The 19572-nt window shown below is 37.7% G+C and carries 18 protein-coding genes and 1 pseudogene; 12 read left to right on the forward strand and 7 right to left on the reverse strand.

The features are described from left to right. The first annotated feature begins 41 nt into the window (after window positions 1-41). Both IQ226_RS03260 and IQ226_RS03265 read left to right on the forward strand, forming a co-directional pair. A complete protein-coding gene (locus IQ226_RS03260; protein WP_193892067.1) occupies window positions 42-875 on the forward strand; it encodes a carbohydrate ABC transporter permease in 834 nt (277 codons plus the stop codon). A gap of 85 nt (window positions 876-960) precedes the next feature. Beyond that, on the forward strand, window positions 961-2289 hold the full coding sequence (locus IQ226_RS03265; protein WP_193892070.1) for a lipid-A-disaccharide synthase-related protein: 1329 nt from the start codon (window positions 961-963) through the stop codon (window positions 2287-2289). An 86-nt stretch (window positions 2290-2375) separates the two neighbouring features. Here the strand turns inward: IQ226_RS03265 and IQ226_RS03270 are convergent, their stop codons facing one another. Further along, window positions 2376-3098, reverse strand: a complete 723-nt coding sequence (locus IQ226_RS03270; protein WP_193892226.1) for a response regulator transcription factor — start codon at window positions 3096-3098, stop codon at window positions 2376-2378. A 626-nt stretch (window positions 3099-3724) separates the two neighbouring features. On the opposite strand from IQ226_RS03270, the gene IQ226_RS03275 reads away from it, so the two are divergent. Both IQ226_RS03275 and IQ226_RS03280 read left to right on the forward strand, forming a co-directional pair. Beyond that, window positions 3725-5029: a hybrid sensor histidine kinase/response regulator gene (locus tag IQ226_RS03275; RefSeq protein ID WP_193892073.1), complete on the forward strand. Its 1305-nt coding sequence runs from the start codon at window positions 3725-3727 to the stop codon at window positions 5027-5029. A gap of 18 nt (window positions 5030-5047) precedes the next feature. Next, on the forward strand, window positions 5048-6169 hold the full coding sequence (locus IQ226_RS03280) for a HAMP domain-containing sensor histidine kinase (protein ID WP_193892077.1): 1122 nt from the start codon (window positions 5048-5050) through the stop codon (window positions 6167-6169). Between the two features lie 3 nt (window positions 6170-6172). Here the strand turns inward: IQ226_RS03280 and IQ226_RS03285 are convergent, their stop codons facing one another. After that, window positions 6173-6631 (reverse strand): PleD family two-component system response regulator, encoded by a 459-nt coding sequence (locus tag IQ226_RS03285; RefSeq protein ID WP_193892080.1) that lies wholly within the window; start codon window positions 6629-6631, stop codon window positions 6173-6175. Between the two features lie 445 nt (window positions 6632-7076). On the opposite strand from IQ226_RS03285, the gene IQ226_RS03290 reads away from it, so the two are divergent. From IQ226_RS03290 to IQ226_RS03305, 4 genes are all read left to right on the forward strand, one after another. After that, entirely contained in the window at window positions 7077-8375 is a 1299-nt protein-coding gene (locus tag IQ226_RS03290) for an amino acid permease (RefSeq protein ID WP_193892083.1), read from the forward strand. A gap of 390 nt (window positions 8376-8765) precedes the next feature. Beyond that, entirely contained in the window at window positions 8766-9983 is a 1218-nt protein-coding gene (locus IQ226_RS03295; RefSeq protein ID WP_193892086.1) for a type IV pilus twitching motility protein PilT, read from the forward strand. Between the two features lie 27 nt (window positions 9984-10010). Continuing rightward, window positions 10011-10781 (forward strand): circadian clock KaiB family protein, encoded by a 771-nt coding sequence (locus IQ226_RS03300; protein ID WP_193892089.1) that lies wholly within the window; start codon window positions 10011-10013, stop codon window positions 10779-10781. Window positions 10782-11023: 242 nt separating this feature from the next. Then, window positions 11024-11812, forward strand: coding sequence for an MBL fold metallo-hydrolase (locus IQ226_RS03305; protein ID WP_193892092.1), 789 nt, complete (start codon window positions 11024-11026; stop codon window positions 11810-11812). Between the two features lie 44 nt (window positions 11813-11856). Here the strand turns inward: IQ226_RS03305 and IQ226_RS03310 are convergent, their stop codons facing one another. Then, complete coding sequence (locus tag IQ226_RS03310) at window positions 11857-12738, reverse strand: M23 family metallopeptidase (protein WP_193892094.1); 882 nt, start codon at window positions 12736-12738, stop codon at window positions 11857-11859. Between the two features lie 218 nt (window positions 12739-12956). Here IQ226_RS03310 and IQ226_RS25825 point away from each other — a divergent pair. Further along, window positions 12957-13181: pseudogene (locus IQ226_RS25825) on the forward strand (trypsin-like peptidase domain-containing protein); the annotation flags it as partial. A 446-nt stretch (window positions 13182-13627) separates the two neighbouring features. Here the strand turns inward: IQ226_RS25825 and IQ226_RS03320 are convergent. The 3 genes from IQ226_RS03320 to ispD all read right to left on the reverse strand — a co-directional run bounded on the left by IQ226_RS03320 (window position 13628) and on the right by ispD (window position 15345). Continuing rightward, entirely contained in the window at window positions 13628-13972 is a 345-nt protein-coding gene (locus tag IQ226_RS03320; protein WP_096667135.1) for a DUF760 domain-containing protein, read from the reverse strand. 103 nt (window positions 13973-14075) lie between these two features. Beyond that, entirely contained in the window at window positions 14076-14633 is a 558-nt protein-coding gene (scpB, locus tag IQ226_RS03325) for an SMC-Scp complex subunit ScpB (RefSeq protein WP_193892097.1), read from the reverse strand. 31 nt (window positions 14634-14664) lie between these two features. Next, complete coding sequence (gene ispD / locus IQ226_RS03330) at window positions 14665-15345, reverse strand: 2-C-methyl-D-erythritol 4-phosphate cytidylyltransferase (RefSeq protein WP_193892099.1); 681 nt, start codon at window positions 15343-15345, stop codon at window positions 14665-14667. A gap of 150 nt (window positions 15346-15495) precedes the next feature. On the opposite strand from ispD, the gene IQ226_RS03335 reads away from it, so the two are divergent. Beyond that, a complete protein-coding gene (locus IQ226_RS03335) occupies window positions 15496-16440 on the forward strand; it encodes a glycosyltransferase family 9 protein (RefSeq protein ID WP_193892101.1) in 945 nt (314 codons plus the stop codon). A 100-nt stretch (window positions 16441-16540) separates the two neighbouring features. On the opposite strand, the gene IQ226_RS03340 is transcribed toward IQ226_RS03335, so the two are convergent. Beyond that, window positions 16541-17026 carry a CRR6 family NdhI maturation factor gene (locus IQ226_RS03340; protein WP_193892104.1) on the reverse strand — a complete coding sequence of 162 codons (486 nt, stop codon included), beginning with the start codon at window positions 17024-17026 and terminating at the stop codon, window positions 16541-16543. Between the two features lie 238 nt (window positions 17027-17264). Between IQ226_RS03340 and IQ226_RS03345 the strand changes: the two genes are divergently transcribed. Together IQ226_RS03345 and IQ226_RS03350 are read left to right on the forward strand one after the other, a co-directional pair. Beyond that, window positions 17265-17711, forward strand: a complete 447-nt coding sequence (locus IQ226_RS03345; protein ID WP_193892106.1) for a Fur family transcriptional regulator — start codon at window positions 17265-17267, stop codon at window positions 17709-17711. A gap of 52 nt (window positions 17712-17763) precedes the next feature. After that, window positions 17764-19464 carry a DUF3685 domain-containing protein gene (locus tag IQ226_RS03350; protein ID WP_193892108.1) on the forward strand — a complete coding sequence of 567 codons (1701 nt, stop codon included), beginning with the start codon at window positions 17764-17766 and terminating at the stop codon, window positions 19462-19464. Window positions 19465-19572 lie beyond the last annotated feature (108 nt).

The following is a 19572-nucleotide window of genomic DNA, read 5'->3' on the forward strand; positions in this document are numbered from 1 at the left end:
TAGGTTAATTACTTTCGTGTTTAATCATTTTTATCAAGATAATGACTTTTAAAAACTCTCGCATTCAAACCTTAGTTATTTATGGCATACTAGGAGCGATCGCCCTGGTGATGCTATTTCCATTATTATGGTTGATCAGTACAGCCTTAAAATCACCAACGGAAAATATCTGGCAGTCACCACCCCAATTACTACCCAATCAACCAACATTAGAAAACTTCTCCAGAGTTTGGCAATCTCTACCTTTTGGAACTTATTTATACAATAGTATATTAGTATCAGGATTAACAGTTGGTTTAAATTTGTTATTTTGTTCCTTAGCGGCTTACCCCTTGGCTAGACTATCATTTGTGGGCAGAAATGGGATTTTTATTGCCATTGTGTCCACAATTATGATTCCCTTCCAAATTGTCATGATTCCTTTATATATTTTAACAGTGCAACTAGGATTGCGAAATAGTTACTTAGGGATAATTTTTCCGAGTTTAGCATCTGCATTTGGTATATTTTTACTCCGACAAGCTTTGATAAGTGTGCCAAAAGAAATTGAGGAAGCGGCTCGCTTAGATGGCAGTTCTGAGTTAGGATTATGGTGGTGCGTAATGCTACCTGCCATTCGCCCAGCCTTAATTACTTTGGCTATCTTTGTCTTTATTGGTGCCTGGAGTGACTTCTTGTGGCCTTTAATTGTCATTCAGGATGAAAGTTTGTATACTCTACCATTGGGGGTAGCTAAGTTAGCGGGAACATTTTCCTTAGATTGGCGGTTAGTGGCTGCTGGTTCAGTAATTTCTATTACTCCAGTGTTAGTATTATTTTTGTTTTTACAAAAATACATTGTCCCTACTGATACGGGGAGTGGAGTCAAGGGTTAAAAATGCAGATAAAAAAATGGCGTTGCTGATTAAGGGAATTTTCAACACCAACCTACTTACCTCCTGACTCCTAGCATTTAGAAAAATGATCAATTCTCCATTACAGTTATTAGTTTTAAGCAATGGTCATGGGGAAGATATGATTGCTGTGCGGATTATTCAGGCTTTACAACAGTTATCTTCTCCACCGGATATTTTTGCTTTACCAATAGTGGGTGAAGGACGTGCTTATCAAAAAATAGATATTCCTCTGATTGGTAAAGTGCGAACTATGCCTTCTGGTGGTTTTATTTATATGGATAGCCGTGAATTAATGCGTGATGTTGGCGGGGGGTTGGTGCAGTTGACTCTTAATCAAATTCAATCTATCCGCCGTTGGGTAAGTTCACAAACTAAGTTAGGTCATCACAAGGCTGTTCTTGCTGTGGGGGATATTGTTCCTTTGCTGTTTGCAGCGATGAGTGGTGCTGATTATGCTTTTGTGGGGACGGCTAAATCAGAATATTATGTGCGTGACGCAATGGGATTGTTACCCAGGAAATCAAGGTCTGCATGGTGGGAAAATTTTTCTGGTTCGATTTACCATCCTTGGGAAAGGTGGTTGATGAGTCGTGGTCGTTGTCGGGCGGTGTTTCCTAGAGATTCTCTAACTACGGAAATTCTCAAAAAATGGTCAATTCCTGTTGTAGATGTGGGGAATCCCATGATGGATGGGTTACAGACAAGTTTGACTGCACAACATTTCTATCGTCCTGATGCTGAACTCGAAGAGATGATTCGTCCTTTGATTGTGACTCTTTTGCCCGGTTCTCGTGCGCCGGAAGCTTACAATAATTGGGAAGTCATCATGATTGCTGTATCAGCGCTGATGGCTAGTTTACGACGACCAGATTCTTTGTTTGGGGCTGGGGGGACGATGATTTTTTTAGGGGCGATCGCTCCTGATCTAGATTGTAGTATTTTATCGCAAAGTTTACATATCCAAGGTTGGCGACGGTGTGATCAATCTCCTTTACCAATTTCTGACCCCGACAGTTTGACTTTTCAACAAAAAAATTCTTACTTCATCTTGACCCAACAAGCCTATAATGATTGCTTGTATTTAGGTGATGTGGCGATCGCTATGGCTGGAACAGCAACGGAACAATTCATCGGTTTGGGAAAACCTGCGATCGCTATCCCTGGTAATGGTCCTCAATATAACCCCGGTTTTGCAGAAGCCCAAAGTCGGCTTTTAGGTATATCTCTCACCCTCGTCAACCAACCATCACAAGTTCTCCCAGCCATCCAATCTCTCCTTAAAAATCCTGACATCCTCCATGAAATTGCTGAAAATGGCATTCAACGCATGGGACGTGCGGGTGCAGCACAACGGATTGCAGAATGTTTACAAGAAAGGGTTATTGGTCATTAGTCATTGGTCATTGAGAAAAATCTTCTTTCTTCTTTCTTCTTCCTCCTCCTGAACTCCTGAACTCCTGACTCCTGACTCCTTTTTTCCTAAACCACCAAACCGGAACGTAAAGCCCGAACGGCTGCTTGGGTACGATCATCAGCACAGAGTTTATTTAGAATATTGCGAACATGAGTTTTGACAGTACCTACTGTAATATATAACTTCTCCGCAATTTGTCCATTGCTGCAACCAGCCACAATCAATGCTAAAATTTCCAACTCCCGTTGGGTGAGGGGGTAAGTTTCTAAAACCTGTTCATATTCTGTTTCTAGGGCTTCAATTTTCACCGTTTTCGGCTTATCCAAGGATTGATGATCACCGGGGACACCTTGACGCATTTTCCGTAATACTATATTGGCGATCGCCGGATCAATCCAAGAGTTACCATGAAAAGTTGCTTGTACAGCCTCAATAAATTTATTAACACTTGTATCCTTCATATAATAGGAATCCGCCCCGGCGGCAAAGGCTGCCAAAACCACATTCTCGGAATTATTCATCGTCAAAATCAATATTTTGGTCTGCGATTGTCCTGTTTCCGTTTGATAACGTCTAAACTTGCGCGTCAATTCAATCCCATCCATATCGGGTAAACCGATATCTATCACAGCCACATCCGGTTTAGTTGTTTCTAAAAGTTTTAGTCCCAAATTCGCACTAGCCGCCTCACCCACCACCTTAAAACCGCCATGCAACTGCAATTCAGTTTTGAGTCCCATGCGCGTTAAATCATGATCTTCAATTAATAAAATGCTAATATCACTCATTATTACACCCATGATCATCAGATTACTTCTGAAATATTACAAATTGTATCTAATTTATCCATTCCTCAGCATATATGATCCGTGAACCAGTGAACATCTATCAGTAGGAATAATAAATAATTGATTTTTGAATTTCCGTAGCTGTAAAAATCTAACTAAAGATATATAGATATTCCTCCCAAAACAAATGAAATTATTGAGACCAATCAGAAAAATTACAGTTATGGTATTATCAGCAGTTGGCAGGTAACATATAATGTATCATTACGGAATATGTAAGTATTACTAGTATTAGACTATGCTATCAGACACACAAAAAACTTCCAACGCTGGTATCTAGGTTAAAAACGTATTTATATGCGTGATACAGATAATTTTAACCAGTATTTAGATGAAAACACTGAAGCTAATGGTACATAATGTTTCCATGCAACTCTCACTAATGGGTGAGGACAGTTAATGAGCTACTAATTTACAATGTTTTTAAGTGGATAAAGTATTTCTTTTACCTGGAAATAAATTTGCTCATTCACCAGAAGATCATGTTCATTATTTGTATAATCTAGAAACTGTAAAAACAGAAATGCTGAATATAAATTTGTATTTGACAGCCAAAAGAAAAACCGATGGAAGAGAATCTGAAGATCTTAGTTATAGACGATAATCAGACTGATGCCTCAATAGTAAGTCTAGCTCTGACCCAAACAGGTATTAACATGGAAATTGATGAAGTCAAAGATGGAAATCATGCCTTGTTTGTCCTCATCAATAATCACTATGATTGCGTATTTCTTGACTATTTGCAAAATCAAGATAGTTTCACATTAATCCGTAAATTACAATCTTCAGGGATTAAAGTTCCATTAGTCATCCTCATGGATTCAGAAAGTGAAGAAATAGGTAGAGAGTTGATAAAATTAGGTGCTAGTGAGTATTTTGTTAAGTCTAGACTATCGCCAGAAACCATAGCTCAAATTTTACGCAGTGCCATGCGTATACATCATGCCGAAATGCGGCTAGATTTAGTAAGTCAACAACTTAAAGAAAGTCGTGAACAGCTAGTTTTACAGCAAAAAGAATTAACAGCACAACAGCAACAGATTAAACAACAAAACTTGAAACTGTTAGAAATATCTAGCTTAAAATCACTATTTTTAGCCACCATATCCCATGAACTAAGAACTCCCATGAATGCAATTATTGGGTTTTCGCAAATTCTCCTACGTCCCAAATTTGGTCAGTTGACAAATCAACAACTAGACATGGTAGAGAAAATTCTCAAAAATGGCAAAAATTTACTGATCAAAATTAATGAACTTCTGGATTTTTCTCAACTAGAATCTGGGAAATTAGAACTAAAGCCAGAAATATTAGATCTATCAAAAGTTGTGAGTAATGCGGTTACAAAAATTCGTCCCTTAGCTGAAGCTAAAAATTTATCTTTACTAGTTAAAATAGACCTAGAAAATACATTAGTATTTAATGATGCAGTTCGATTACAGCAAATTGTCATCAATTTACTTTCCAATGCTGTAAAATTTACAGAGTCTGGAAATATTTGGGTAGAAATCCGAGACATAACTCAAAATCAAGTTATAATAACCGTGAAAGATACAGGAATTGGTATTGCTTCTCAAGATTTTCAAAATATTTTTGCAGCATTTCACCAAGTTGATCAGGGTATTGGCCGTAAATATTCTGGTACGGGGTTGGGTTTAGCTATTATTGATTCATTGGTAGACATTATGGGAGGAAAAATAGATATCGAAAGTCAGTTAGGGGTAGGTTCAATATTTGAAATAAAATTACCACGAAAAATAAATTTAGCCCCAGATTTAGGTAGTGTGGTTTTCAGTTCTCATGAAAATAGTTTTCATTCCGTATATTATCCTCATAAAGCCTCCATTAATTATCCTCATTTAAAATTGTAGATTATCAACAACTTAAATATGTCTAATTTGAAAAAAGCCAGAATTTTGTCCGTTGATGATGTCCCAGATAATCTGACTTTATTGCGAACAATCTTAGAAATCGAAGGCTATGAAATTGATGGGGCGACGGATGGTAAAATGGCTTTAGAAAAAGTTATAAAGTCGCCACCAGATTTGATTATCTTAGATGTGATGATGCCAGAAATAAGTGGTTATGAAGTTACACAACAGATTCGCAATAATTCGGAAATAAACTATATTCCGATTCTACTACTAACAGCCCATCCTGAATCCAGCGTAGTTGAAGGTTTAGATATTGGTGCTGATGATTTTCTTCGTAAACCTTTCGAGATCGAAGAATTATTAGCCAGAGTGCGATCGCTCCTAAGATTAAAGCACAGTATTGACGAACAACGAAAAATGACCCTCCAGCGAGAAGACTTTGTTTCTCGTCTTACCCATGATTTACGTACTCCCCTAATAGCTGCTAATCGAGTGCTGAATTTATTTCTGCAAGAAGTCTTTGGAGAAATTCCTTCAGAAATGAAACAACCCATTAGTATCATGATTCGCAGCAATCAAAATCTCCTAGAAATGGTGAATACATTACTAGAAGTTTACCGCTTTGAAGCTGGACAAAAAAATCTTTACTTTGAAGCATGCAACTTAATCACAATTGCTACCGAAGTCATAAGTGAATTAAATTTCTTAGCACTGGAGAAAAACTTAACTTTAAAATTAGATACCCATGAATTAACTTCAACAGGCAATGATGGTGGCATAGTTAAAGCCGATCGCTTAGAATTAAGACGAGTATTCCATAACTTAATTGGTAATGCCATCAAATTCACAGATACAGGCAGTATAGAAATCCGCATTTTTGAAACCTTATCCCCAGCTAATCATTGCAGCAGTACCATCATCATCGAAGTTCAAGACACAGGTTATGGGATTGCACCAGAAGATCAAGAAACTATTTTTGAGCGCTTTCGTCAGGGTAAAAATAAAAGATCAGGTAGTGGTTTAGGACTACATCTTTGCAGCCGCATTATTGAAGCACACGGAGGTAAAATAGAACTTTCCTCAGAAATCGGTAAAGGCAGCATATTCACGGTCAAACTCCCTAAAATCACCCCATGATTATTAATGAATCTGTGGCACTTCTAAAACCGAGCATAGCTCAAATTTCCTCCCTAGAAAACGGTAGATAATTGCAGCTAACTCCTCAATCATATAAGGTTTAACGATGTAATCATCAAAACCAGCTTCAAGCATCCGTTTATTATATTCAGCATCAGTTAAAACCGTCATAGCCACCACAGGAATATGACAAGTTAAAGATTCCTGCTTAAGATACCGAATAAAATCTAGTCCATTCATCCCAGGTAAAAAAAGATTCAATAAAATTAAATCAGGTTGATGTTCCTTAGCCATAAATACTGTTGTTGAACTTTCTTTTTGACAAATAGACTGGCAACCAAGTAACTCAAGAGTATAACTCATCAACAGTAAACTATCATCATGATTTTCTACCACTAAAATCAAAGGCTGTTGATGTTGTTGCCGTTTCTCATCACTCATGAATGAATGCGCTAGATACATCTCGTCTCCAGAGTCGTTAATGGGGAGTAGTCATCTTTTTAGGCATAATAGACTTACTCGCAAATCCTCATTGGTTATTTACCTCAACCAATGTCAACAGGAAATAAAAATCCAGCCTTAATGCCTTTAGCAGATATATTTTGATTATATGCAAAATCGTCAATAAATTTATTTAGAAAAATCAATAAATTCATAACCTCTCACTTTTATCAAAACCAGAGATTATTGTTACCCTGATTATTGCCCAATTAGCCAAAGAATGAGTAAAATAGTTGACACAACTTTTTTTAGGCGTTGGTGAATTGGGGTATGAAAGTCGAAAATTTCATCTCTCAAACTCTTACTCTCTGCGCCTGGAGCGTCTCTGCGTGAAGTAAAATCATACTTTTACTTCTTCAAGGAGTCGGGGATATAATAATCTCAATCACACTAATTACCTGCACTTATGAATAAAAAAGAACAAACAGTAACGCGATTATTTTCCCATCTAAAATTTGATAATCATAAATTTCAACATCAACCCGGTAGTGTTTTAGGAACTACAGCTTTAATTACAGGAACTACCATTGGAGCGGGGATTATTGGATTACCTGCTGTAACTTTACCATCGGGGATTATACCATCTACAATCCTAATTATTACTGTATGGCTGTATACTTTAATTTCCGGTTTATTAATTGCAGAATTGACTTTAAATGTGATGAGATTTGAGGGGATTTCTCATATAGGTTTATTAGCAACCATAGAAAAAATTCTCGGTAAACTAGGAGCGAGAATTGCCGGAATTGCCTATGTATTTAACCACTATGCCCTTTTAGTGGCATATATGACTGAAGGTGGCAAAATTTTAACAACCACAGTTGATAAAGTCTGGGAATTAGAACATATTTCACCTCAGTGGGTAGGAACAGTCAGTTTTTTCCTCGTATTTGGTAGTCTAATATATTGGGGGAAAGATAGATTGGTGGCAAAAATAAATGGGATATTTATTATTATTTTATTAATTACTTTTTTGGGTCTATTAATATTAGGAGGAATGCAATTCCAAAACTCCCAACTACTAGTACAAAATTGGCAATCTGTAGGTAATGCTATTGCTATTATATATGTAGCAATGTTCTTTCACAGTATTATTCCAATGGTTGTCACTCAATTGGAAGGAGACATTAACAAAATTCGACAATCTATAATTATTGGTTCAGTAATTCCCTTATTCATGTTTTTAGCTTGGAATACTATTATTTTAGGCTGTATGACTCCAGATATTTTATCCCATAATTTCGCAAATGAGAGCGTATTTGATCCACTGCAAATTCTGCGAACCGGTCAATCAGGAGAATGGTTTGCCGTTTTATTATCAATTTTTTCTGAATTTGCAATCGTGACATCATTTATAGGTATTACCTATGGTTTAGCAGATTTTTTTCAAGATATTTCCATCATTACCAAAAGTGAAATTTCCCGTTTACCTCTCTATTCCTTAGTTTTGCTTCCACCTCTGAGTTTAGGAACACTTAATCCTACTATATTTTTTCATGCTTTAGAATACACGGGAGCATTTAGTGTTTCTATTCTAGCAGGAGTTATGCCAGCATTAATGAGTTGGAAACAAAGTCAAACACCAGAATTTGCTAATGGTAACTATCAAACCCTAGTTCCTGGAGGCAAGATAACATTAGTATTGATTATGGTCGGGGCATTGTTTTTAATTTGTAGACAAATTCTGGTAATATGTCAAGTTTAAAAATTGTGAATAAAACCTCCCTTGTCGGGTAATGACAAGAGAGGATTTGGAGCTAAAGTCCGGTAGGGTAATCGGGCTATTTAATATTTAATATTTATTAGGGTTTAATCTAGTCCCCCCTAAGATATATAAATTGATGATTATCATCTACAATTGGTATCATTTAGGAATCTGCATAAAAAAATCCCTTGTTTGTATAGTGCAAATAGTTACTGATATGTTGCGTAGAACTTACGGAAAATCAAGGATGATCAGTATGTGTTAAAAAATATGTATGTTAGTGAATAACCGACGAAAAAGACTGCATAACAGATACAGGGGGTAAGAGGCAGAGGAAAAATATTTTCTACTGACAACTGACCGATAACTAATTAACAAAGGTGAAGATATATGACAGAATCACAAACATTTAGAATGCCGCCACCTTTACCAAAAGCAAAAGTACAGCATCAGGTGGCAAATTTAGAAATGAACGCCCCAGCACCGCCAATCATGACCACACCACCACCAATATTCTCCAATTCTCATGGGTTAATAAATGAACCTGTAGGACAGACCTTGGGGCAGCTTGTTCAGGAAGCTTTTGATGAGGGTTACTCTGATATTCACTTGGGAGTGGGTGAAATTCCCCGCTTCCGCAGCCGAGGGGAAATTCTGACGACAAGTTATCCCGAAGTTGATAAACCAACTTTTATGCGTTGGTTGCGGGAGATTCTTTCTGATTCTGAAATTCAAAGATTTCAAGAACATTTAGAATTTGATGGTGCGACTCAGTACGATTTTGCCCGTGTGCGGATTAATGTGTTTGATTCACTGCGTGGTTATGCAATGGTACTGCGGTTAATTCCTCTCAAAATTCTATCTATGGAGCAGTTGCGTTTACCACCAGTGTTTAGAGATATTTGTCACCATCATAAGGGTTTAGTTTTGGTCACAGGTCCTACTGGTTCGGGTAAGTCTACGACAATGGCGGCAATGGTTGATTATATCAATCGGGAGATGGCTAAACATATTATTACGATTGAAGACCCGGTGGAATTTGTCCACCAAAGCCGTAAGTCTTTGGTGAAACAGCGGGAGGTGGGAATGCACACTCGTAAGTTTGATAATGCTTTGAAAGCAGCTTTGCGGGAAGATCCAGATTTAATTCTGGTGGGGGAAATGCGGGATAAGGAAACGGTGAATACGGCACTGAAGGCGGCACAAACGGGTCACTTGGTGATGGGAACTCTACACACGAATAGTGCGGTAAAAACTATTGAACGGATTCTCAATTTGTATTCGGGTGAAGAACAGGAAGCTATGCGGATAGCTCTGGCAGAATCTTTGGTAGCTGTAATTGCTCAAGGTTTGTGCCGAACTACAGATGGTAAACGGGCGGCTTTCCACGATATTCTTATTAATACTGAAGCTGTGAAGGAATGGGTCAAGGATGGCAAGTATGATGAGATTGCGGAGTTAATGAAACAAGCTGGTTTTGATGGCATGGTGACAATGAATCAGTCATTGCTCAATCTTTACCAAGAAGGTCGAATTACTGAGGAAACGGCGCTAGAAATGTCGCCAACTCCTAATGAAATGGCCCAATTCCTCCGAGGTCGTGTTTAATGACCAATGACCAATGACCAATGACCAATGACTAAGTTGAATGTAGACAAACTTTCTAAACCCCAGTTGTTCAAGGGGATTGCCTTGTTTACGCCTGGAGGGGATTTGATGTATTGTATTGATCCTAATAAGCAAGGACGATGGCATTTAAATTTATGTGCGGCTTTACAGGAAATTCTCGATTTACCGGAGCCGCCACATTTTTTAGTGCCTTGCTATACCGCAACTATTGATCATTGGTTAAATCCGCGGACTCAACAAGTACAGATTTTTGCGGAAGCTTACCCGGCAGTGATTAGGCATCAGGCTGTGTTGAATGCGATTTTTGGGACGGGGGATTTGGTTTGGCAATCAGCACCTTGGCAGGATGGTTTGTGCGATCGCCTGGTATTATCAACTTATCGCTCGACATTTCCTCAGCTTTGGCAAGATCATGATTTAATTGTGCGTTTAGATTTGGCTGATTCTCCCTCCCAAGACCAGCCACCAGTTGTCAATAGAAAACCTGTGTTACAAAATATTCGAGGAGTACCGGGTTTTGTTTTGCGCTTGTTTGTGGCTGGTCATAGTGCGACTACAGAAAAAATTTTACAGAACTTGCACGAGTCCTTGGAGCAATCGCTAGGATATCCTTATACTCTCAAAGTTATTGATGTCCTCACAAATCCAGAACAAGCAGAAATTGATCAAGTTTCCGCTACTCCCACTTTAGTTAAGGTTTGGCCCCACCCAATTCGGCGGATGGTTGGTAACTTAGATAACATGGATAAATTATTACAAATGTTAGCAGGACAATGAGTCAGGAGTCAGGAGGAAGAGGGAAGAATGTTTGATTAGGTTGGTAAATTATCAAATATTAAAAATTAAAAACTCACGTGAGTTCGACATAACGATAATTTGTGGAAAACTCACCCCACGTAGGAGTCTCAAGCCCTTATGATCTCGTTGAAAAAATCATAACTCCGTTCGCGTAGCGTCTCCGAAGGAGAAACTCCAAACTCCGAACTCCGAACTCACGTAAACTCAGGATTTGTGTAAATATGAACCTTACTTGGTTAGATAGTAATAGTTGGTTAATTGAAATTGCTGAACAGCGGATACTAATTGACCCTTGGTTAATTGGTGATTTAACCTTTAATAATTTAGATTGGTTATTTAAAGGTTCTCGTTCTCAGGATCGGTCAATACCAGATAATATAAACTTAATTTTGCTTTCTCAAGGTTTAGAAGATCACGCACACCCTCCCACCTTAAAGCAGCTTCACAAAAATATCCCCGTTGTCGCTTCCCCCAATGCGGTTAAAGTAGTAAAACAACTGGGTTATCAACAAATCATCAGCCTCAATCATGGCGAAACCTTTACCTTAAATCATCAAGTAGAAATTAAAGCTTTTCCCGGTTCTCCCATTGGACCAACCCTATTAGAAAATAGTTATCTACTTAAAAATTTAGCCAATAATTCCACACTGTATTATGAACCTCATGGCTATCATTCTCCCCAACTCAAAGAACTAGCACCCATTGATATAGTAATTACTCCCATTATTGATTTAGGATTACCCTTACTCGGTCCGATTATCAAAGGCATGAACAGCGCCCTAGAAGTGACAAAATCCGTAAAACCTCAATTTATCCTGCCGACCGCAGCCGGAGGGGATATTTTGTTTACAGGACTATTGGTAAAATTCCTGCAAGAAAAGGGAAGTGTGGCAGAATTTCGGACATTGTTAGAGAAAAATCATTTAACAACCAAACTAATCGCCCCTAAGCCCGGTGAACAAGTTAATCTTGAATTAAAAAGACAGTTTGAGGACTTTACGCACGATTAAGGTCAAAAATATTTCGGCGTGTAGTTAAATAATATCCTGATTCCTCATTTTAAAAACTCCTTGGGATTTTTTGCTTCCCAACCTAAATAACCGTTAGAACGCATTTCAAAATGAAGATGGGGTTGAGTAGAGGTTGGTTGTCCTGTAGTTCCAACTGCTCCTAAAATATCGCCTTTGTTGACCGTTTGACCTAGAGTGACTTTGATGCTGTCAAGTTGGGCGTAACGGCTTTGTAAGCCACCTGTGTGGTTAATAATGACTAATTTGCCGTAGCTACCCTGTTCCTTGGCAAAGACGACGATTCCTGGAGCGATCGCTGCCACAGGAGTATTTACTGGTGCTAACAAATCTACGCCACTATGAAAGAAAACGTCCCCTGTTACCGGGTGATATTGCCAACCATAAGCTAATCCCACCTCTGTAACACTTGGTAAGGGATAACCTGTAATGTTTTCAGTGGGGGTACTAGGTGCGGTAGCAATTACTCCAGCCGCAGGAGTATTAGTTACCCCTGAAAGTATTGGTAAAAAGACAAATTTAGGGGTTTTCTGACAACCATTGATTTCAAAGACTGTATCTGGACGAACTTTATATTTAGATGCGATTTGTCGCCAGCTTTGATTACGAGGAACTTCCACAACAATGCCATTAAAAGGGAGAATTTGCAATTCTGTACCCGGACTTACCACCCCATTTTTAACAGATGGATTGATTCCCATAATGGTCCCTGGTGATAGATTATAACGACTAGCTATACTTGCTAAAGTTTCACCGCGATTAACTTGATGACGTTGGATACGAGCTAAGACGGGACTAGGACAACTCCCTGGATTAGCATTAACGCTTTGTGATGGCGATAAGGTGGATAATAAACCTAAAGTGCTAAGTAAGCTCCAAAAACATAGTGAACGATAGGAAAATTTCATGTAAATAAGTCCAGAAATCGCTAATTTTTAGATTTTAGTGGGGAATTGTTAAAGATAGGATCAAGTTTTTCCTCTATCTTTTTACTACCCATTTCGAGTAAATTCATGATGAAATCTAAGAACTAGATATGATCTCCGAATATGCTGACAAATTTTCGATATTTATCGCTCAAATGATCTGTTCACTGATGGTTTGCTTGATTACCTCAAGAGATAAGCTTTCATCTATCCATGTAGTGGCAGATGCAGACACGGTTCCAGTTACCCTCAAAGATGGGCGGAGTTTTGAGGGGAAGGTGGTAGGGGTTGATCCGGTGACAGATATAGCCGCAGTCAAAATTTTCGCCCATAAGTTGCCGATAGTCAAGTTAGGTAATTCACAAAATTTAATTCCTGGACAATACCTGAGTTCGGTGTTAGGAGTTTCTCCTTCGGAGACGCTACGCGAACAGAGTTATGATTTTTTCAACGAGATCATCAGGGTTTGAGACTCATATTTGGGGCAGTTTTCCAAAAACTATCTTATGTCGAACTCAGGTGGACAATGGGCGATCGCTATTGGTAATCTGTTAGGTTTAGATAATACTGTCACTAAGCTGTTACGCAGCTAAATTTGATAACCATAATTTACTTGAACTTTGTGGTGCGGGCATCTTGCCCGCTAGAATTATACAAACTAAATGCACAACAGCTTATTGGCATGATCAGCGCTACACAGAAGTCAACCGTCATGGGAAAACTCAAGTCTTTAAAGTTCGTTGAGGAAATTATCCTCAATAGCAGGGAACAGGGAACAGGGAACAGGGGGAGTTGGAGAGGGGAAGACATTTTCTTTTTGTTCTTTGTTTTTTTTGTTCTTGATGAACTCCTGACTCCCGACTCCTGACTCCTATTGATTGGATAAATGTTCCAATTGCATCCTCTGTTCCATTTGGCGGAGAAAATAGCCCGTCATCATTGCCGATGCCAGTAGTCCCGCTAAATTTTCCCGGTCTGTTGTAATTTGCACATTAAAATGTTCTGTCGGTATCACTCCCACGAGTCCTTGGACATTCTGGGAAATGATTTGTTTAATTTCGGGGCTGACAGCTTGGGCGACACGGGCTAAAACTTCAGGAGATTGATGCTGTAAATATTTTAGTAACTGGTTTGGGTTGTCCCCAAAGCGATCATTCAGAAGTTGATTAGGGTGTTGCTCAGAGTCGTCTTGCAAAAAGTCAGGATCAAACACCATTGGCGATTTATATTAGCTTAACTGCTGATTCTACTCTAAACCATATTCATAGGGTAGCGTATTTTCTACAGAGAAAAGGAAATAGGGAATAGAGAATAGGTTTTTAATTTTCACTTGTTTCCTCCTCTGCCTCTAATCCTTGTAACTCTAGTTCTAGTTGCTGTTCTTTGTCGGGAATTGCCAAAATTTGGGGTAGTTGTTCGATTTGAAAATATTGATGAAATTTGGGGGTTATTTGCAGGGAAAAGGAACGAGAATCACTTTCTCGGCGTTTGCGGACAAAACCGGATTCTACTAATTCTTGAACGTGCTGATAAGCTCCCGAACCCCGTAAATTAATCAATTCGCTTTGCAATATGGGATTATGGAGGGCGATCGCGGCTAATGTCCGTAATGCCCCAACTCCCAATTCTACTGGTATGATAGCTTGTACTAAATCATGAAATTCTGACCGCAGTTGTAAACTATAACCATGTTCAGTTTCTACGACTTCTAAAGCTGTATCTCGCCGGGAATAATTCTCAATTAGTTCGATAATTCCTTCTTCTGCCGTCAGGCGCTCGCATTTCGCATATTCAGCAATTTCACTTAGAGATAAGGGTTTACCCTTTAAATAAAGAATCGCTTCTATTTTGCCGGCTATAGGTATATTTTTGGGCATTAGTCAGTTGTCAGTTGTCAGTTGTTATTAGCTATTCTCTATAACTAAGTATAAATTCGGCGATCGCTAAATCTTGAGGAGTGGTAATTTTTAAATTAGTCTCTTCCCCGGAAACTATCCTCACCTCAATACCGCATTTTTCCAACAAAGCCGCATCATCAGTCACTTCCCAGCCTTGACGGACACCTTCAGCATGGCACTGTTTTAACAATTTGACATCGAACCCTTGAGGGGTTTGAGCCGCCCAAAGTTGTTTACGTTCCGGTGTACTTCTAATTATGCCATTGTCATCAACAACCTTAATGGTATCTTTAACAGGTACAGCCGCAATTAAGCCAGAACAATCAAGAATTGCTTCAGAACAAGCGTTAAATAAATCTGGTGTTACCAAACAACGAGCGCCATCATGGATTAATACCTGTCCAGCGTTACTTGGCAATGCCTGTAAACCATTATAAACTGACTCTTGACGGGTAGAACCACCAGAAATTAATTCTATTGTTTTTTTCAGCTTTAAGTCAGCGATAATAGACTTGAACTCGTCCCAATCTTGAGGTTGAGAAACAATTCCTATCCAACTAATAGAACTTGCGGCTTCTGTCGCCAGCAAAGTCCAAGCAATCAAGGGTTTTGAGCGTACCTGTAATAAAAGTTTATTACGAGCAGCGCCCATTCTTTTGCCACTACCAGCGGCGGGAATTAGTAAATGCACAACTTTTCCTTAATTTTCAAATAGAGGATAAATAAAATAAATTCAAAACCTTTTGAGTCCTAAATCCTTGACTGATTAAATTTTGAACTTCCGAACTTCTGAATTCCTATATTCTCCTAAAATATAAAACAATAAACGTTAATAAATATTATGCGTGTAGTAGCCCTTGTACCTGGTTCAATTGATAACCAAATTCTTTTTTTTGCCACTCTTGATGATCTTAAGCGTTATTATCCCGACGCGCAGATAGATGTCATTGTCGAACCCCAGTCAAAGGCTGCTTACCAAGTCAGCAAGTCAGTTCATGATGTATTAACTTTTGACTACAAAGATCGGAATAGTTTGGCTGATTGGGGTAACTTAGTTGGCATGATCCGCGATCGTGAGTATGATGTCGCTATTATTGTCGGACAAAGTTGGTTAGTAGGCTTGCTAATGTGGTTAACAGGAATACCTACACGCATTGGCTACCAAGGACAAGGTGCGGTTTTTTTCACTAATCCCATTACACCCAACCTATCCCAATATGTGGCAAAAGTGTACCATGACCTACTCAAACCTTTAAAGATTAATACTCCTTGTCCTCCACTATCAGTAAATGTGCCTAAAGTAGACATCGAATGGGCGCAAAGAGAACAAAACCGTTTAGGCGTAAGCAAAACAGGTTTTATTCTCATCAATGCTGGTGGAACTGATTTAGATACAACCTACCCTGTAGAAAGTTGGCAAAAAATCATTGTAGCTTGCCAAGAAAAACAACCAGATTTACCTGTTGTTGTCATTAAAGAAGCTGATAATGAGTCGTTTGTGCTTTCAATTTTAGAACATTGTCACAATATTAAAGTTACTTCCCCCGATGATATTGGCAAACTAACAGCCATTATTGGTGGCGCTAGTTTAATGTTGTCTGTAGAAAATAGTCTTCTGCAATTGAGCATAGCAGTAGAAACATATACAATAGCTTTGCTTAATTCTACGGATTCAGAAAAAAAATTATTACCCACAAGTGAAAAAGTCTTAACTATTACCTCACCCACTGGAAAACTAGTGGATATTACACCCCAAATAGTCTTAGAAAAAATTTGGGGAAGTTAGCTATGATCAATTTTGGATTTTAGATTCAAAATCAACTAGCAGGAGTCAGGAGGAAATTTTTTCCCTGTCACCTGTCACCTGTCACCTGTTCCCTTTGCAATTAATTAGTTTTTTCAATCATTTCAAAGAAAGCATCATCTAATTCATAGCCCAGAATTTGCGCTAAGGATTTGAGTCGAGATGGACTCACAATATCTTGTTTGTACAACCAATCACTTAAAATAAAGATTTTGTGCATCAAAAATATTTCTAAGGCTTCGGGGTTGTACTGGATACCTTCTTTAGAACTAAACTGATGAGGTACTAACATTGCTGCATATCTAGATAATTCTCCAGCTTTCCAGTCTAGTAAAAATGGCAACCAGGGATATTTAGCATCAAGACGCACAAACCACAGTCTTACCTCGGGAATTTCCGATAACTCCCGTGGATCATTTTCTTCCCGTTCATAATTAATTTCTAGACGTAGTTGCTGTTCATAGGAGGAAATACTTCCGGCTTGCAGTAGTGGTTCAATCACCATTAAGGCAGGTGATACATCTAAACTATAAATAGAATCGTTGTTGAGGGTGATTGTGATTGTCATGGACTGATAGATACTTACTCAACAGTGTTGACAATTCACAGTAACAGTTTTTTAACCACTTGAGGTAGACATTGGGAGGAATTTTAAGATAAAGTTGTTATGAGTTTGTTTTAGATTCAGAATATTATAAATGAGTAAACAGGCAAAAGGCAAAGTGTTCTTTAATTTTGCGGGAGTGAGTCCTGTCGTGAGGGTATTTTGAATTGATTTCCAATTTCTAGAATTCACAACCTAAAATATGTACAAGCAAGGAAGTTGTCTTAAACCTATTCGTTCCTTAGAAGATGCTTTGGATAGGTGTCAAATGTTGGGAATGCGTATCAGTCGTCAGCGACGCTTTATACTGGAGTTGCTTTGGCGAGCAAAAGAGCATCTTTCTGCTAGGGAGATTTATGATCGACTCAATCAAGAAGGTAAAGAGATTGGACATACCTCAGTATATCAAAATTTAGAAGCTTTATCTAGCCAGAGCATTATAGAGTGTATTGAACATGGTGATGGACGATTATATGGAAATAATAGTGATTCCCATAGTCATGTTAACTGTATAGATACAAATCAGATTTTAGATGTGCAGATAGAACTACCTGAAGATTTGTTACGTCAAGTAGAAGCGCAAACGGGGATTAAGATTTCTGAATATACTATTAACTTTTATGGTTATCGTGACAAAATGAATGATTAGAAATTGAGAATTTAAACTAGCCTAAAAATCAGGAATCAAATCTTTTGTGAAAATGAGCGATCGCCTATTACAATTCTTATTAATTGACCCAGATCCAATTTTCCGTTTAGGACTAAAGGTAACACTCGAAGCTATTCCTAATTTACAAGTCATAGCAGATGTTGCCACAGATACAGCAGCTTTACAGGTTTTAGCGGAAGTAAATTCTCAGCAAATCAAATTAATCATTCTAGAATTAGAGAATGAACAATTGGGTTTGCAGTTCTGTAAACAACTAAAATCCTTGTATCCCCATATACCTATATTACTTTTAAGTTCAAAATCCCAACCAGAAATGCTCATTGCGGCCAAAGCAATAGGAATAAATGGTTATTGTCCTAAAGGGATATCAATTTCTCAATTAGTCCCCATTCTTCAAGAAGTAGCTAATGGTGGTTATTATTGGTTCACAGAACCAGTAATGATTAATTCTCCTTTGCCATTTGCTAAGTTACGAAATAATTTACAAAATTCAGGAATTGATAATATTAATCAAGCCATTAATCTAGTTACAGAGAAATTAAAAACACCAGGAATACCCTTATTAGATAAGGCAATTTTAGCAGGACAACGACGGGAACTTTTAGCCGCTCGTTGGGTTGTTAATCACTTATTGACGATACCACAAGAAAGACAAAAACTACCACGAAAAAACCAATTACTATCCCTAAATATTCAAAACCAGGATAATATTATTAAATCTGATTTGGAACTACTACCATCAGTTAACATACCACCTATAGTTAGTTCTCGACAACTGCAATCTGAATTATTGACTTTATGTTTAAATAAATTGCAATTTTCTTTAGAAAATCTCACTAATACACCCTTAGAAATTGATATTCTCCGAGAAAATAAAAAGCGAGAGTTGCTTTATATTATTCTGAGGAAATTTTTTACTCAGGTGGAAGAAATACATACTTTTAATTTCGATGAAAATCAGCTATTTAATTTACAAAATCAGATTTATCTAGATTTATGGAAATTTGCTATTACGGAATTTTTTGGTAATTATTATCGGATTATTTTAGATAAACAAGAAATAAATTTAGTCAATTTTTTATTAGATAAAACTACAGATTTGCAAACAGAAATTATTAATAAAGTGCCGTTATTATTTGAGTTATTGTCTTATTTGCTGCTACTAACAGATTTATGTATTGATAATGTTTCTTACCCAGCAGGAACTAAAGAATCTCAATCTCAAGCATTATTAATTTTAGAAAATTTATTGATTCATATAGCTAATGCTGTAATTCAACCATTACTAAATAACTTAGCAGACGAGGAAAGTATTAAACAAAATTTTTATAATTGGCAAATGATTTCTACTAGGGAAATTGAGAAATTCAGAAATAATTTGTCTTGGAAATATCAATTATATCAATATATAACTGAAGCACAAACTATTTTTGAAAGTCGCTATGAGTTCTTTATTTTTTCCCCGCGAGGAATTAGGAAAACATCAATTTATGCCCCTCGAAATCAAGAATTAGCTCAACTTTCCGGTATTCCTTTAGGGGTAACATTAATACTGGAATTTCGGGATGCTATTTCTCCACGTATCCAATCATTGGTAGGGTTTTTAGGAACTGGAATTGTTTTCGTTCTTACTCAAGTAGTTGGTAGAGGTTTAGGTTTAGTTGGTCGAGGTATTTTACAAGGAATTGGTAGTGTTTCTTTATCAGAAAAAGGACAACGGAAGAATAGGTAATTAGTCATTAGTCATTCAATACCCCACATTCCGCAGATGTGACTTAGATTATTGGGATTTTTGAAAAATTCCAGCCAGCAAAATTTTATCTACCTAATTTTTCTGGTT

It is taken from the genome of Dolichospermum sp. LEGE 00240, from assembly GCF_015207875.1.
GTDB classification, from domain to species: Bacteria; Cyanobacteriota; Cyanobacteriia; order Cyanobacteriales; family Nostocaceae; genus Dolichospermum; species Dolichospermum gracile.